This is a genomic window from Streptomyces sp. NBC_01276 (assembly GCF_041435355.1).
Taxonomy (GTDB): domain Bacteria; phylum Actinomycetota; class Actinomycetes; order Streptomycetales; family Streptomycetaceae; genus Streptomyces.
Map to the genome: position 1 here is coordinate 5,068,290 of NZ_CP108442.1, position 13,981 is coordinate 5,082,270.

General features: G+C 69.6%; 15 protein-coding genes and 1 pseudogene. 12 read left to right on the forward strand and 4 right to left on the reverse strand.

Annotated elements, in window-relative coordinates; genetic code table 11:
* Positions 1–58 precede the first annotated feature (58 nt).
* Positions 59–1,519 carry an amino acid permease gene (locus OG295_RS22665; protein WP_371678526.1) on the reverse strand — a complete coding sequence of 487 codons (1,461 nt, stop codon included), beginning with the start codon at positions 1,517–1,519 and terminating at the stop codon, positions 59–61.
* A gap of 218 nt (positions 1,520–1,737) precedes the next feature.
* Here OG295_RS22665 and OG295_RS22670 point away from each other — a divergent pair, with 218 nt between their 5' ends.
* Both OG295_RS22670 and OG295_RS22675 read left to right on the forward strand, forming a co-directional pair.
* The gene (locus OG295_RS22670; RefSeq protein WP_266839030.1) at positions 1,738–2,226 is read left to right on the forward strand and encodes a ribose-5-phosphate isomerase; all 489 of its coding nucleotides are present in this window, start codon (positions 1,738–1,740) and stop codon (positions 2,224–2,226) included.
* A 76-nt stretch (positions 2,227–2,302) separates the two neighbouring features.
* Positions 2,303–3,109, forward strand: coding sequence for an Fpg/Nei family DNA glycosylase (locus OG295_RS22675; RefSeq protein ID WP_371678527.1), 807 nt, complete (start codon positions 2,303–2,305; stop codon positions 3,107–3,109).
* A 100-nt stretch (positions 3,110–3,209) separates the two neighbouring features.
* On the opposite strand, the gene OG295_RS22680 is transcribed toward OG295_RS22675, so the two are convergent.
* Positions 3,210–4,448 carry a GNAT family N-acetyltransferase gene (locus OG295_RS22680; protein WP_371678528.1) on the reverse strand — a complete coding sequence of 413 codons (1,239 nt, stop codon included), beginning with the start codon at positions 4,446–4,448 and terminating at the stop codon, positions 3,210–3,212.
* A gap of 117 nt (positions 4,449–4,565) precedes the next feature.
* On the opposite strand from OG295_RS22680, the gene OG295_RS22685 reads away from it, so the two are divergent.
* The 5 genes from OG295_RS22685 to OG295_RS22705 all read left to right on the forward strand — a co-directional run bounded on the left by OG295_RS22685 (position 4,566) and on the right by OG295_RS22705 (position 8,871).
* Positions 4,566–5,708 carry a PP2C family protein-serine/threonine phosphatase gene (locus OG295_RS22685; protein WP_371678529.1) on the forward strand — a complete coding sequence of 381 codons (1,143 nt, stop codon included), beginning with the start codon at positions 4,566–4,568 and terminating at the stop codon, positions 5,706–5,708.
* A 132-nt stretch (positions 5,709–5,840) separates the two neighbouring features.
* On the forward strand, positions 5,841–7,235 hold the full coding sequence (locus OG295_RS22690) for an aspartate aminotransferase family protein (protein WP_371678530.1): 1,395 nt from the start codon (positions 5,841–5,843) through the stop codon (positions 7,233–7,235).
* On the forward strand, positions 7,232–7,687 hold the full coding sequence (locus OG295_RS22695) for an HD domain-containing protein (protein WP_266839024.1): 456 nt from the start codon (positions 7,232–7,234) through the stop codon (positions 7,685–7,687). Before OG295_RS22690 ends, OG295_RS22695 begins: the two co-directional genes overlap by 4 nt.
* A 176-nt stretch (positions 7,688–7,863) precedes the next feature.
* Positions 7,864–8,058 carry a hypothetical protein gene (locus OG295_RS22700; protein WP_030229627.1) on the forward strand — a complete coding sequence of 65 codons (195 nt, stop codon included), beginning with the start codon at positions 7,864–7,866 and terminating at the stop codon, positions 8,056–8,058.
* 459 nt (positions 8,059–8,517) lie between these two features.
* The gene (locus OG295_RS22705) at positions 8,518–8,871 is read left to right on the forward strand and encodes a hypothetical protein (protein ID WP_371678531.1); all 354 of its coding nucleotides are present in this window, start codon (positions 8,518–8,520) and stop codon (positions 8,869–8,871) included.
* A 92-nt stretch (positions 8,872–8,963) separates the two neighbouring features.
* Here the strand turns inward: OG295_RS22705 and OG295_RS22710 are convergent, their stop codons facing one another.
* Entirely contained in the window at positions 8,964–9,719 is a 756-nt protein-coding gene (locus OG295_RS22710; RefSeq protein WP_371678532.1) for a GntR family transcriptional regulator, read from the reverse strand.
* A 78-nt stretch (positions 9,720–9,797) separates the two neighbouring features.
* Here OG295_RS22710 and OG295_RS22715 point away from each other — a divergent pair, with 78 nt between their 5' ends.
* The 5 genes and pseudogenes from OG295_RS22715 to OG295_RS22735 all read left to right on the forward strand — a co-directional run bounded on the left by OG295_RS22715 (position 9,798) and on the right by OG295_RS22735 (position 12,968).
* Positions 9,798–10,076, forward strand: coding sequence for a hypothetical protein (locus OG295_RS22715; RefSeq protein WP_371678533.1), 279 nt, complete (start codon positions 9,798–9,800; stop codon positions 10,074–10,076).
* A 251-nt stretch (positions 10,077–10,327) separates the two neighbouring features.
* Entirely contained in the window at positions 10,328–10,552 is a 225-nt protein-coding gene (locus tag OG295_RS22720; RefSeq protein ID WP_371678534.1) for a hypothetical protein, read from the forward strand.
* A gap of 8 nt (positions 10,553–10,560) precedes the next feature.
* Positions 10,561–11,214: pseudogene (locus OG295_RS22725) on the forward strand (GntR family transcriptional regulator); the annotation flags it as partial.
* A gap of 63 nt (positions 11,215–11,277) precedes the next feature.
* Positions 11,278–11,604, forward strand: coding sequence for a hypothetical protein (locus tag OG295_RS22730; RefSeq protein WP_371681270.1), 327 nt, complete (start codon positions 11,278–11,280; stop codon positions 11,602–11,604).
* Between the two features lie 254 nt (positions 11,605–11,858).
* Positions 11,859–12,968 (forward strand): hypothetical protein, encoded by a 1,110-nt coding sequence (locus OG295_RS22735; protein WP_371678535.1) that lies wholly within the window; start codon positions 11,859–11,861, stop codon positions 12,966–12,968.
* 55 nt (positions 12,969–13,023) lie between these two features.
* Here the strand turns inward: OG295_RS22735 and OG295_RS22740 are convergent, their stop codons facing one another.
* Positions 13,024–13,830: a DUF6602 domain-containing protein gene (locus OG295_RS22740; RefSeq protein ID WP_371678536.1), complete on the reverse strand. Its 807-nt coding sequence runs from the start codon at positions 13,828–13,830 to the stop codon at positions 13,024–13,026.
* Positions 13,831–13,981 lie beyond the last annotated feature (151 nt).

The window sequence follows — 13,981 nt, forward strand, 5'->3', positions numbered from 1 at the left end:
GCACGGCAGCCCCGGACCGCGAGCGCGGTCCGGGGCTGCCGTGTGTGTGCCGGGAAGGCTAGGCGTCGACGGAGGCGTCGGCGACGGCCTCGACGGCGTCCTTGCGGCGCAGCGCCGAGCGGAGCACGCCGATCACCACGACGACGGCGGCGACCAGCAGCGAGAGCATGACGGTCTCGCGGTTGTCCTTGTCGTAGACCATGTAGCCCAGGACGAAGGTGATCATCGCGGCGGTGGCCCAGGTCAGGTACGGGAAGAGCCACATCTTCACCGTGACCTTCTCCGGCGCCTCGCGCATCAGGATCCCGCGCATCCGCAGCTGGGTCAGGCAGATCACCAGCCACACGAAGAGCGCGATCGCTCCCGAGGAGTTCAGCAGGAAGTTGAAGACCGTGTCGGGGGAGGTGTAGTTGAAGTAGACCGCGGCGAAGCCGAAGACGACCGAGCCGAGGATGGCGGCCACCGGCACGCCCCGCTTGCTGACCTTGGCGAAGGCCTTGGGCGCGTCGCCGCGCTCACCGAGCGAGAAGGCCATGCGCGAGGCGGTGTACATGCCCGAGTTCAGGCAGGACAGGACGGCCGTCAGGACGATCACGTTCATGATCTGACCGGCGTGCGCGATGCCGATCGAGTCCAGGGCGGCGACGTAGGAGCCCTTGTCGACGATCGACTTGTCGTTCCACGGCAGCAGCGTGAGGACGATGAAGATCGAGCCCAGGTAGAAGACGCCGATGCGCCAGATCACCGAGTTGGTGGCCTTGGTGACGGCGCGGCGCGGGTCCTCGGACTCGCCGGCGGCCAGGGTGACGATCTCGCTGCCCATGAAGGAGAAGACGACCATCAGCACGCCGGTGAGGACCGAGCCCCAGCCGTTCGGCATGAAGCCGCCGGTGTCCGTCAGGTGTGCGAAGCCCGCGCCCGGGTTGTCCGAGCCCGGCAGCACGCCGAAGACGGCGAGCATGCCGACGATCACGAAGGCGCCGATGGCGACGACCTTGATGCCCGCGAACCAGAACTCGAACTCGCCGTAGGAGGCGACCGAGCCGAGGTTCGTGACGGTCAGGACCGCCATGACGATCAGGGCCCAGCCCCACTGCGGGACGGCCGGGACCCAGCCTTCGAGGATCTTCGCGCCCGCGGTGGCCTCGACGGCCAGCACGACGACCCAGAAGAACCAGTAGAGCCAGCCGATGGAGAAGCCGGCCCAGCGGCCCAGCGCCCGGTCGGCGTAGGCGGAGAAGGAGCCCGAGTTCGGGCTCGCGGCGGCCATCTCACCCAGCATCCGCATGACGAAGACGACCATGGCGCCGACGAGCAGGTAGGACAGGAGGATGGCCGGACCGGCCTTGGCGATGCCTCCGCCGGAGCCGACGAAGAGGCCGGCGCCGATGACGCCGCCAATGGCGATCATGGACAGGTGCCGGTTCTTGAGACCGGCCTTCAGACCGTCGGAGGGCTTGGCGGATCCGGGTTCACCGGTCGGGTCGCCTGCCTTCTGAAGGGTCGTCGTGGTGCTCATGGACGATTCCTTAGGTTCTCGGGTTTCGAGTTGCGGCATTCAAACCCGAATTCCGGCCAGTGCGGAAGACCTTCCTCCGATAGTTGCCTGAGGCCCGGAAGTCGGGATCAAGGTCCCGACCCGTCCCGTCTGGGTTCTTTGGGTTTACTTGAGGTTTAGAAGTGACATACGCGACACCCTCTGAGGATCTTCGAGAGCCCTCGTGCCACACTCGACCCATGCGCGTGTATCTCGGATCCGACCATGCCGGCTTTGAGCTCAAGAACCACCTGGTGGACTGGCTCAAGAACAACGGCCACGAGCCCGTCGACTGCGGGCCCCACATCTACGACGAGGTGGACGACTACCCGCCCTTCTGCCTCCGCGCCGCCGAGCGGACCGCCGCGGACGAGGACAGCCTCGGCATCGTGATCGGCGGCTCCGGCAACGGCGAGCAGATCGCCGCCAACAAGGTCAAGGGCATCCGCGCCATCCTGGCCTGGAGCGTCCAGACGGCCGAGCTGGGCCGCGAGCACAACAACGCCAACGTCATCTCCGTCGGCGGCCGCATGCACACCCAGGACGAGGTCGTCGCCTTCATCGACGCCTTCCTGAAGACCCCGTACTCCGGAGCGGAGCGCCACACCCGCCGCATCGACATGCTCACCGCCTACGAGCAGACCGGCGAGCTCCCCCCGATCCCCGCCCACCACCCGCAGGACCAGTAGGCAGGTTCATCGGTGAGCCGCCGCGCCGCCGGACCCCGTCCGGCGGCGCGACCCACCCGGACGTAGGAGCAGTGCCGTGCCCGAGGGGCATACGATCCACCGCCTCGCCCAGGACCACACCGAGCGCTTCGCCGCCCGGACGGTCCGGGTCAGCAGCCCCCAGGGCCGGTTCGCCGAGAGCGCGGCCCTCCTCGACGGGCGCGAGCTGGAGAGCGCCGAGGCCCACGGCAAGCACCTCTTCCTGGAACTCGGCGACGCCTGGATCCACATCCATCTCGGCCTCTTCGGCAAGCTCGGCTTCGGCCCCGCCCCGGCCCCTCCGGCCACCGACACGGTCCGGCTGCGGCTGCTGAACGAGGAGCACTACGCCGACCTGCGCGGCCCCACCGCGTGCGCCGTCGTCGCCGAGGGCGAGAAGAAGGCGATACACGACCGGCTCGGCCCCGACCCGCTGCGCCCGGCCGACGACCCGGACCGCGCCTGGAGGCGGATCTCCCGCTCCCGCACCACCGTCGCCGCCCTGCTCATGGACCAGAAGGTCGTCGCGGGCGTCGGCAACGTCTACCGAGCCGAGGTCCTCTTCCGGCACGGCATCGACCCGTACCGGCTCGGCAAGGACCTCGCGCGGAGCGAGTGGGACGCGATCTGGACCGACCTCGTGGCGCTGATGCGCGAGGGCGTGCGGAACAACCGGATCGACACCGTCCGCGACGAGCACCTGCCCGAGGCGATGGGCCGCCCGCCGCGCGTGGACGACCACGGCGGCGAGGTGTACGTCTACCGGCGCGCCGCCATGCCCTGCCACGTCTGCGGGAGCGAGATCCGCACCGCCGGCCTCGCCGCCCGCAACCTCTTCTGGTGCCCCGGCTGCCAGTCCCGCTGACCGCCCGCGGCCTCCCGTCCCGCTGCGGCGGACCCGGAAGCCTCCCGTCCCGCTGCGGGCGAACCCAGCCCCCCGGCCTCCCGTCCCGCCCTGGGCGACCCTAGAAGCCGTGCGGGAGCCAGGGCGCGACGTCCCCGGCGAAGGCGCGGGAAGCCCGCGTCAGGGCGCCCGGACGCAGCTCGCGCACCAGGCCCGCCGCCGCCAGCGAGGCCAGGGTGATCCCGCCGAGGTACGCCGAGCCCAGCTCCCGGACCGACAGCGCCAGGTCCGCCCCGTCCTCGGTCCGCTCGCACCGCACCGCGCCGTCCGCGCCCGCCGTCAGCCGCCACCGGCCCGCGTTCCACGGGCAGAAGGCGTCCTCGACCTCCAGGACCGCGTCCAGCGGGGCCCCGTAGGCCCGCGCACCGAGCGCCGCCGGCAGGTCCACCAGCCGCACGTGCAGCGAGTCCCGCTGCCGCGTCCGGATCCGCCGGATGTCGCTGACCAGGTGCAGCAGCGGATCGTCCACCGGCCGCCCGAACGCGCGCACGCTCCAGGTGAGGTCGATCCCGAAGAGGTAGCGCCACAGCGCCGCGTACGCCGCCGGGTGCAGCGCGTCCACGTCCTGGACCTGGACCTTGCCGTCCGAGCCGCTCTGCTCCCAGTCCGGCGCGACCCGGTAACGGGCGTATCCGACGACCTCGCCGTCCGCGTCCTCGGCCACCACGCACTTCAGCGGCGAGGCCCCGCCCCGGTGCCCCTCCGGGTCGAGCAGCGTCTTGAGGTCCCAGCCGGGCTGCCGGGCCGGCATGCCGGGACGCCGGGCGACCAGCCGGGCGTAGACCCGCTCGCAGTCGGGCAGGGCCTTCTCCGGGTCGACCAGGCGCAGCCGTACGTCGTCCGTCCCCGGGGGCACGGAGAGTCGCACCCGGGTCGTGTCGACGTCCACGGAGAGGGCGTAGGTGGCGGTGCCGTAGCCGAAGCGTCCGTAGATCGCCGGATCCGAGGCCGTCAGCACGGCGATCGGCTCGCCACCCGCACGGACGTCGTCCAATTGGCGCCGCATCAGCGAGGTGAGCACCCCGTGGCGGCGGTGCGTCGGGGCGACGCCCACCATCGTCACGCCGGCCGCCGGAACCGGCGCGCCGCCGCCCGGCACCGAGAGCCGGAAACTGAAGGCCGAGGCCGAGCCGACGCAGTTCTCACCGTCCCACACGCCGAGTGAACGTTCCGGCTCGGTCAGGGACCGGAAGGTCTTGCGGTGCTGCGGGGATTCGGGCACGCCGCCGAACGCCAGTTCCAGATGATCGAACCAGACGTCCCAGTCATCCATTGACAAAACGCGCATCTCAAGAGCCATGTGATCATCCTTACCAGGGCATTCCGTCGCGGTCGAAGTGTTTTCGACCGTCGAAGGCCACGTGGTCCGGGGGTACCCCTGCGCGGGCACAGCCAGGATGGATAGGGTCCCGATGCAATGGCCGGAGCACGTGTGGAGACGCTCATGGCCCGGACGCGCATGCTGTGGCACCGGGCCCGCACAGCGCTGCGCAAATCCGCCGTCGACTACTTCCGCGGCGACGCCTCCGACTGGCTCGCCTTCGCCGGACTCCTGCTGACCGTCCCCGCCATCGCCTGCGGCACCATGATGCTGCCGGTCTGGTTCTCCCCGTCGGCCCTGGTCCTGCCCATCGTGGCCGGTGGCCTGCTGCTGCGGCCCGCGAGCCTGATCGCCCTCTACGCCGCCTCCGCGACCGCCCTGATCGTCGAGGCCCTGGTGCTCGGCCCGTACACCGAAGGGCCCGCCCGGGTCACCCCGGGAACCGTCCTGGTGGTCGCCGCCTGCGGCTTCTTCGGGCTGGTCATCGCCCAGTTCCGCAGCCGCGTCGGCGTGCCCTGGCGGCGCGGCGGCACCATGCTCTTCGACCTGCGCGAACGGATCCGGGTCCAGAGCAAGCTGCCCGCCCTGCCGCGGGGCTGGCACCGCGAGATGGCCCTGAGGCCGGCCGGGGGCCAGTCCTTCTCCGGCGACTTCGTGGTCGCCGCCCGCACCGACGGCGGCCGCACCCTGGAGATCGTCCTCACCGACGTCTCCGGCAAGGGCATGGAGGCGGGCTCGCGGGCCCTCCTGCTCAGCGGGGCCTTCGGCGGCCTCCTCGGCGCCCTCCCGCACCGGGACTTCCTCCCCGCCGCCAACGGCTACCTGCTGCGCCAGGACTGGGACGAGGGCTTCGCCACCTCCATCCACCTCGTCCTGGACCTGGAGACCGGCGACTACGAACTGCTCTCCGCCGGCCACCTCCCCGCCCTCCAGCTCTCCGCCGGCACCGGCCGCTGGCGGGAGGTCACCGGGGAGGGACCGCTGCTCGGCGTCTACGACGGCGCGGAGTTCACCCCGGCCCGGGGCAACCTGCGGCGGGGCGACGTCCTGATGCTGTTCACCGACGGGCTCGTCGAGACGGCGGAGCGAGAGATCAGCGAGGGCATCGACCGCCTCACGGGCGAGGCCGACCGCTACGTCGCCGCGGGGTGGGAGGGCGCGGCGTGGCACCTGATCGAGAAGGTGGCCAAGGACGTCAACGACGACCGCGCCCTCCTCCTCATCCGCCGCTCCCCCTGAGGGGACCGGCCTCTGGCGGGGTCCCGGCCCCCGGCGGAGCCGCCCCGCCCCCGGCGGAACCGCTCGGCCGGGCGGGCCAATCAGCGGGGATTGGCCCGTCCCCCGCGACCGCCGGAGGCCTACCGTGCCGCCATGGACCGCACCCTCGCCGCCGATCTGGCCCGTCTGCCCGACCTCCTCGACGCCACCCGCCGCGCCGCCACCGAGGCCCTCGCCGCGCTCGACGCGCGGCCCGTCGTACCGGCCGCCGCGGCCGCCGCCCCGCCCGCCCCCGAGCCGCTGCCCGAGCACGGCAGCGGCACCGAGGCGGCCCTGGAGGCCTTCCGGTCCCGCTGGGCCCTCCGGTTCTCGGCCTCCGCCGGCCCCCGCTACCTCGGCTTCGTCACCGGCGGAGCCACCCCCGCCGCCCTCGCCGGCGACTGGCTGACCGCCGCCCACGACCAGAACTCCAACTCCGCCTTCGACGGTGCGGGCCAGCACCTCGAACGCGAGACCACCGGCTGGCTGCGCGGCCTCTTCGGCCTCTCCGACGCCCACACCGGCACCTTCGTCAGCGGCGCCACCATGTCCAACACCGTCGGCCTGGCCATCGCCCGCGAATGGCTCGGCGAACGCCTCGGCGTCTCCCCGGCCGAGGACGGCGCGGCGGCCCTCGGGCCCGTCCGCGTCCTGTCCGGCGCTCCGCACTCCTCCATCGCCAAGGCCCTCTCCGTCCTCGGTCTCGGCCGGGCGAGTCTCGTACGGGTCCCCACGCTCCCCGGCCGGGAGGCCGTCGACCCCGCCGCGCTCGACCGCGCGCTCGCCGACGGCTCCGGACCGGCCGTGGTCGTCGCCAACGCCGGCACCGTCAACACCGTCGACTTCGACGACCTCCCCGCCCTCGACGCCCTGCGCCCCCGCCACGACTTCTGGCTGCACACCGACGCCGCCTTCGGCGCCTTCGCCGCCCTCTCCCCGCGCCACGCCCACCTCACCGCCGGCCTCGACGCCTCCGACTCCGTCTGCGTCGACCTGCACAAGTGGCTCAACGTCCCCTACGACAGCGCCGTCCAGTTCACCCGCCGCCGCGACCTGCAGACCCGTGTCTTCCAGAACTCCGCGGCCTACCTCGGCCCCCTCGGCGACGACCCCGACCTCGTCCACCTCACCCCCGAGAACTCCCACCGGCTGCGGGCGCTGGCCGCCTGGTTCACGCTCCGCGCCTACGGCCGCGCGGGCCACCGCGAGATCGTCGAACGCGACGTCGACTGCGCCCGCGCCCTCGCCGAGGAAGTGGAACGCGAACCGGCCCTGCGCCTGCTCGCCCCGGTCCGGCTCAACGTCGTCTGCTTCACCCTCGCCACCGCCCCCACCCCCGAACGCCTGACCGCCCTGCACGAGGCCGCCGGCGCCGAGGTCTTCGTGACCCCCACCGTCTACGGGGGAACCCCCGCCCTGCGCGCGGCGTTCTCCAACTGGCGTACCACGCAGGCGGATGTGCGCCGGGCCGCCCAGGCCCTCCGAACGGCAGCGAAGGGGATCGCATGACACAGCAACCGCTGACCCTCCTGGAGGTCGAAGCCCTCGCCCGCGGGGCGCACGAGGGCCAGACCGACAAGGCCGGCCGGCCCTACGCCGAGCACCTCGCGGCCGTGGCCGAGGGCGTCCGCCTGCGCGGCGGCACCCCGGCGCAGCAGGCGGCGGCCTGGCTCCACGACGCCGTCGAGGACGAGGCCCTCACCCCCGCCGAGCTCGCCGCCACGCCTGTCCCGCAGGAGGTCAAGGCCATGGTGCTGGCCCTCACCAAACGCCCCGGGGAGCCGGTGGAGGAGTACGCGGCCCGCATCCTCGCCACCCCCGGCGCGGCCCTCGTCAAGGAGGCCGACCTCGCGCACAACGCCGACCCCGTACGCCTCTCCGTACTGGACGCCCCCACCCGCGACCGGCTGACCGCGAAGTACGCGTACGTGCGCTCCCTCCTCGGCATCACCACCCCGTGACCCGTACCCCATGCCCGAAATGCGCCGAGTGCGGGTCCGCTTGGCGGGAATGAGGCGATGGCGATTCGTCACGGGACGGGTAGCCGGGCCCGGTTGGTGGGAGGATGGTGCATGTGGGGGTGTGCGCCGCCGTACGCCCCGGGCCGGCCAGGGGACGACCGAAGGTGTGATCAGTAGTGGCCATTTCGCTGTCAGTGGTGGTTCTGTTGGCGGTCATCCTGGTGATCCTCATCCGCGGCAAGCACATGAAGGCCGGCCCCGCGATCGTCGCGGTCCTCTTCGGCTTCTTCCTCGCGTCCAGCTCCATCGCCCCGGACGTCAACCGCTTCCTGAACTCCCTCGCCGACACCATCGCGGGGATCAAGCTCTAGCGAAACGACCCGGCTCCGGGCCCGGGGAGACGCCGCCCGGGATCCTGGATGCCGGCGGAACGGGTGGGGCGCTGGGCAGACCTCCGGTGGTTCCCCCTCCGGCCGATCGACCCAGTGCCACCCCACGTCCGCGTTGAACGCCGCCCCGGGAACGACGAAGGGCCAGGTCGAGGAAATCTCCTCTGACCTGGCCCTTTGTGCTTCAGAGCGGGTGACGGGAATCGAACCCGCGTAGCTAGTTTGGAAGATCGCGTACGCCCTTCCCCGCCCACCAGCCAAGCCCCTGACCTGCACGCCCCCGCCCGCCTGCCCGCCATTCCCCGAGGCTCCCCACAGAAGCCCTCCCGTCCGGGCACGCGGGGGACACGGCCTTTTGCACCCTGGGACAGCGGTAGCGCGGGCTAAACGCGGTTGTGGCACACCGCTGCCACATCGCAGGATGCCAGCCAGGGAGGGACGATGGAACGACACGAGTTGATGCGGCTGCTGGCCGGTGACGACGCGGCGTCCAAGGCTGCTCTGGCGGCCCTCGTCGACGGCGGCGAGTACGTCGTGACGGAGGACTGGATCATCTCCTCGGAGGTCCACGCCCGCGTCCTGACGAAGCGACTTCCAAGCATGCGGCGGAGGGGCGTGGAAACGCTGGAGGTGGAGCGGGCGGTGCAGATCCTCGGCGAGCGCGCCCAGCCGATCCTCTGCGGAATTGTCAGAGACTCCGATGGCTCGTGGCTCTTCAGGTTCTTCCTCACCGAAGACGGCGGCGCACTGGTGGCCTGCATCGGCATGCGGCGGCCCGACAAGCGGCCATCGTAGGAGTCCGGCCAGCGGGGTCAGACGTCGCCCTGAGCCGCCTCAAGGCCTTCCACGAACGCATTGTGGAAGGCCCCTTTTCTCCGACGGCCGCTCTAGCGGCTGACAGGGATCTCGTAGACGATCTCGCAGAGCGCGGCGGGGATGACGATGTCCGCAGTCTCCACGGGCTGCCCCTGGTCGCTGTAGTACGTCCGCCGGATGTGCGTAACCAGTGCGGCCTTCTGGATCCCGAGGAGTGATGCCTCCTCGGCGGTCGCCTGCCGCGGCTCCGGTTGCTCCACGGCATGGCTGACGCTGATCCCGATCGCGGCCATCCGGTTCACGACGCCAACCCCCGCATGCGGCCCGCCCTCTGGCAGGACGACTAGCGTGCCCGCGGTGAGCTCGTACGGCTCCCAACTCGTCGACAACTGCACCGGCCGACCGTCAGCGAGGAACTCGTAAACGGTCCGGACGCACAGCTCGCCCTCGGCAATCCCGAGCCGCGCCGCAATCTCGCCCGGGGCCGGCACCTTCGCTTCGGTCCGGCTCTCCCAGTTGCCCTGCTTGCCCAAGGCCTGCATGTCTGCCCGGAACGGAGAACCGCCGGGCTGCTCACGCGCCGAGGACCGAACCACCCGCACACGCCGCCGAGGCTCCGCGACGTACGTACCCGAACCCGCCCGCCCCTCAAGCACACCCTGGGAGATCAGCAACTCCTGCGCCCGGCGGACCACGTTCTCGCCCACACCGCACTCCTCGGCGATCTGGGCGCGCGACGGCAGTCGATCGCCGGCCGTCCACTCGTGCTCCGCGATCCGCTGCCGCAGGACGTCGGCGATGCGGAGATAAGGCGGCTGCTCAGGCATGTGGAAAATCTAGTCCACTAGCTCTAATCTAGTTAACTAGCTTCACGCAACGTGTTCAATCGGCGACGGAGGCCCTCGGTGCCCGCTTCGGAAGCAAGGGCCAAGGACCTCGCCACCCGGCTCTCAGCCCTTGGGCTGACCACACGAGTGGAGCCGCACGCCACATACACCTCGATCGAAGCGGAGGTACCGGAAGCGCTGCCCGCCGAATCGTGGCGGGAGGTCCTGAACGTGGTGGCAGAGGCCGACCGGTTCGGTCTCCTCGCCAGCAGCTTGACCGGCCGCACCCTCTGGGCCGCCGTAAACGAAGCGGTCCCCGCGACGCGCGACGTCCGGGGACCCGGCCATCAGCGATAGGAGCTGATCAGCGTGCACAACCGTATGGGCACCCCTGCCACCCCCACCAGTGGGCTGCAACTCCCCGCGCTCTCCTACGCCACACACGCGAGGGTCCCCTACTGGTCGAGCTCGTGCGCGATCGGCACGCACTCCCAGTGCACCCAGTCGATCCCCGTCAAGCCGCCCGCGGGTATCCCGGTGAGGTACGAGGCCTGCGCCTGCTCCTGCCACACCCCGAACGATGCGACGGAACCGCAGCAGGTGGACCAGTGAGCGGGTGGGCCCCCAACGGCTCACTCGCCGCCAGTGTCGAGATCACATCGATCAGCGTGCAGCGTGGCGACGTCATCGAGATCGGCGGCCAGCCGTGCCGCGTCGCCGACCTCGTCCAGCTGACTGCAGGCGCCAAGCGTCTGTTCTTCGAGTCGGGCGAAGTGCTGACGATGCACCCGCAGAGCCAATTCACCGCGATCCGAATGATGAAGAAGTGGTGATCCGGCCCGTGCCTTCCCGCCGCCAGGCCATCGCCGACGACATCCGCCACCAGATCTCGACGAGCCACTTCAAGGCCGGCGAACGCCTCCCGTCCGAGGCCCAACTCGCCGCCCGCTACAAGGTCAGCACACCAACCCTCCGAAGCGCCCTCGCGCTCCTCGAAGGCGAAGGCCTGGTCGAGAAGATCCACGGCAGCGGCAACTTCGTCCGCCACCCACTCCGCAAGATCACGTATGTCGGTGGCGGAGTCGCAGAGGCAATCGCGCCCAGAGGGGCGACTGTCCGCCGCACGGCGCAGCTTCAAGCACACGGCCACTTGGCCGACCTTCTGAACGTCCCACCCCTCAGCCCGCTCACCGAAATCATCTACGTCACCCACGAAGGGAAGTCGCCACACAGCCTGGCTCGCATCTACATCCCCGGCGACTTGACGCCGACCGACTCACCAGTCGGCTCGTCCGTGCCCGTGACCATCGCGACCCGCTTCGTAGACCGCCGTCCTCCGCTGGCCGAAATCCAAGAGCGGCTCAGTGCCCGCCTTCCTACTCAGGAGGAGGCAGCGGCCCTTCGGATCAGCACGTCCTTGGCCGTCCTTTCCCTCACCCGCGTGGCGACCGACGTCACCGGCCGGGTGGTCGAGGCGGCCCTCCTGGTTCTTCCGGGCGACAGGGCGGATGCCCTCTTCACCACCCGCGTCATGGCCGCGGATGAGGAGCGCGAAGAAATGACGTCGGGCAACGAACTGCGTCTCCTCCCGTGGTCAGGCCCCGACAACAAGCCGTGCTTCCTGAGTACTGAGGACGCCGCCGGCTACCTGTCCCGCCTGGCGGACGACATTGAAGAGACCCAACTCGACTTGGGGTCCGCCCTCCTAGCCCACGCCCTCGAAGTCCTCGCCGAAGCGGATCCAGACCCGGAGGAACTTCACCTCCTGGCGACGGACCTGACCGGAGCCCTCCGAGACGCGGTCCGCGTAGCAACCAGCCGCGGCCACCGCCTCCCGCACCCGGCACACTCCGCACACGATGGGCCGCCGGCGGACTCCAGCTAGTCAGGCCTCACACGAGACACCGGAGCGGCCCCCGACTGAGTCTGGGGCCGCTTCGGCACACACGGCTCCGGAGGCCCCGTGCGTCTAAGCCGTTTGTGCACGTCAGGAGCTAGCCAGCGGATGCAGCGCCGCTGCTCGTCCACGGATAGGCCGCGAAGTTACAGGTCTGACTCTCACCGGATGGGGGAGGACGGGGGGTGGAGATCGGGTCCAAGCCCCGTGGGACTGTCGGTGTGATGATCTAGGGTCGCCCCATGACCGCTAGCGTTGAAGAGATCAACCCGGGCGATGTTCGCACGCGGACTCAGATCCGTGCAGTCTTCGGGGGAAGTCCGCAGGGAGGGATCTGCCCTTCAGAGGACATGCACAGCGTCAGTCTCTACTCCGACCCCGACGTGGGGGAGCGCGCCGGCTACTACGACGGCTGGCTGGCCGAGGATGACGAGCTGGGCGCCGTGTACGAGTACACCGGTGCCGGCAAGACTGGTAACCAGACCTTCGACGGCGTCGCTGGCTCCGGGAACCGGGCGATCCTGCGGCATGCTGAGCAGGGCCGGGTCCTTCGCGTCTTCACCCGCGTCGGCAAGCTGCCCGGAAGCGACACGAAGACGCATCGATATCTTGGGGAATTTACCCTGGATGGCCTGCAACCGTACGAATGGCGCAGGGTCCACGGGGAAGACGACATCGAGCGCAACGTCATCGTTTTCAGGCTTCGTCCCGAAGGTGTCATCCGGCGCGAGGAGCAGGATGTCATCCCAGCCGCCGAGGAAACATTCGCCGAGTTTGTGTCCTTCCAGCCTGTGACGGCGGCAATGTTTCAGTCGGACCCAGCCACGAGCGGAGCCTTGCCGCTCCCGAAGCAGCGCGTCCGCACAGGAACCACCAGGGGAAAGGCCGCCCCGAACACGGAGACAAGCGGCACCTTCGTAGTGCCCGAGGCCTTCGGTACCAAGCTGAGTATTCGTGCAGCCACCGCTGCTACGGTCGCCGTCAGGCACGAAGCTGAGCTCACGCAGGAGTACAAAGAGTTGCTGGAGTCCGCCGGCCATCAGACCGGGGCCTTCCAGATCAAGGTGAAGGGGCTCACTTCAACCCTGCGCACTGACCTGTACGACGCGACAGATCATGTCCTGTACGAAGCTAAGGGGTCGAATTCGCGGGAAGACATCCGGATGGCCTTGGGGCAGATCCTGGATTACAGCCGCTATGTCACGGCACCAGGTCGTGAAGACGAACCCAGGCGCGCGATCCTGCTGCCAGCGGCCCCCACTCCCGACATGTACGCCCTGCTCGACCGCTACGACGTCGCGGTGGTGTATCGCTCCGCCGACGGCAAGTTCGTAGGACCGTTGGTTCCCTAGCTCACCTCGCCGCGGGCTCGCATCTCTCCACGAGTGCGGAGCCCGCGGCAGTCGACTAGACCGTCCAGGTCTTAACCAGCCGACCCAGCGGCGCGGCCCCCGCATATGGAACTAGGTCGAGCGGATTCATCCATGCATCCGAGAAATGGATGTTGAGGTGGAGCGCTAGCGCGAGAAGGATGTCCTGGTCGGGTTCGGCATCGACTTGGACGAGCGACGCCCCAGCCACCGGGGATCTGAGGAGAGAGCCCGTTCGCGGGTCGCCCCACTGCAGGTGCCCCTTTCCCGCTACCCACACACTGTCTGGCCATTCGATCGGGTTGCGAGTCCGACACCATTGCACGAGGTGGTTTCCAATGGTCTCCAGATTGAGGCCGCCAAAGGCAACAATCATGCCCGAGGTTGGAAAGAAGTCGTGGGTCTTCCCATAAGCTTTCGTGTTTCGGGGAACGGTTCCTGGGATGGGGCGGTACGCCGTCTTGGGCATGATGCGCATCCGGCTGATTTTGGTGCAGGCGTCAACCAGCTGTACCCCGTCAAGCTTCGTCTTTACTTCGACAACGCCATATACGCATTCATTGGGGATGATCCGGAACCCCTTTAGGGTCGTGAACGGCGGTGTCCCTCGATCAATGAGGACGATGTCCGACTGGGGTGAGACGTCGCCATTTGCCGAGATTACCTCTACGTTATGCACCGCTTCCACGTGCGCCGGCAAATATCCGGAAAGGAACTGCTGGATAAGCACTTCGCGAGACGTTCCGGCTTCGCCGTTGTGATTAAAATTCTGGGATTGCTCGAAGTCGGCACGCATTCTGCTTGCGACTGAGCGAAGGATCTTTCCGAGTTTCTCCTGTGTCACGCGGCGATCTTAGAGACGCTCATTGCTCGCCGTAAGATCAGAAATGACGCCAGTATGGCCGGAAACCGCCCACTTGGGCGTCCTGCTCGGCCGGGGGTGGCGGGGGCGTCGAGGTCCGACAGGTCACCGTTCGGGCTCACGCTTGGGTTCG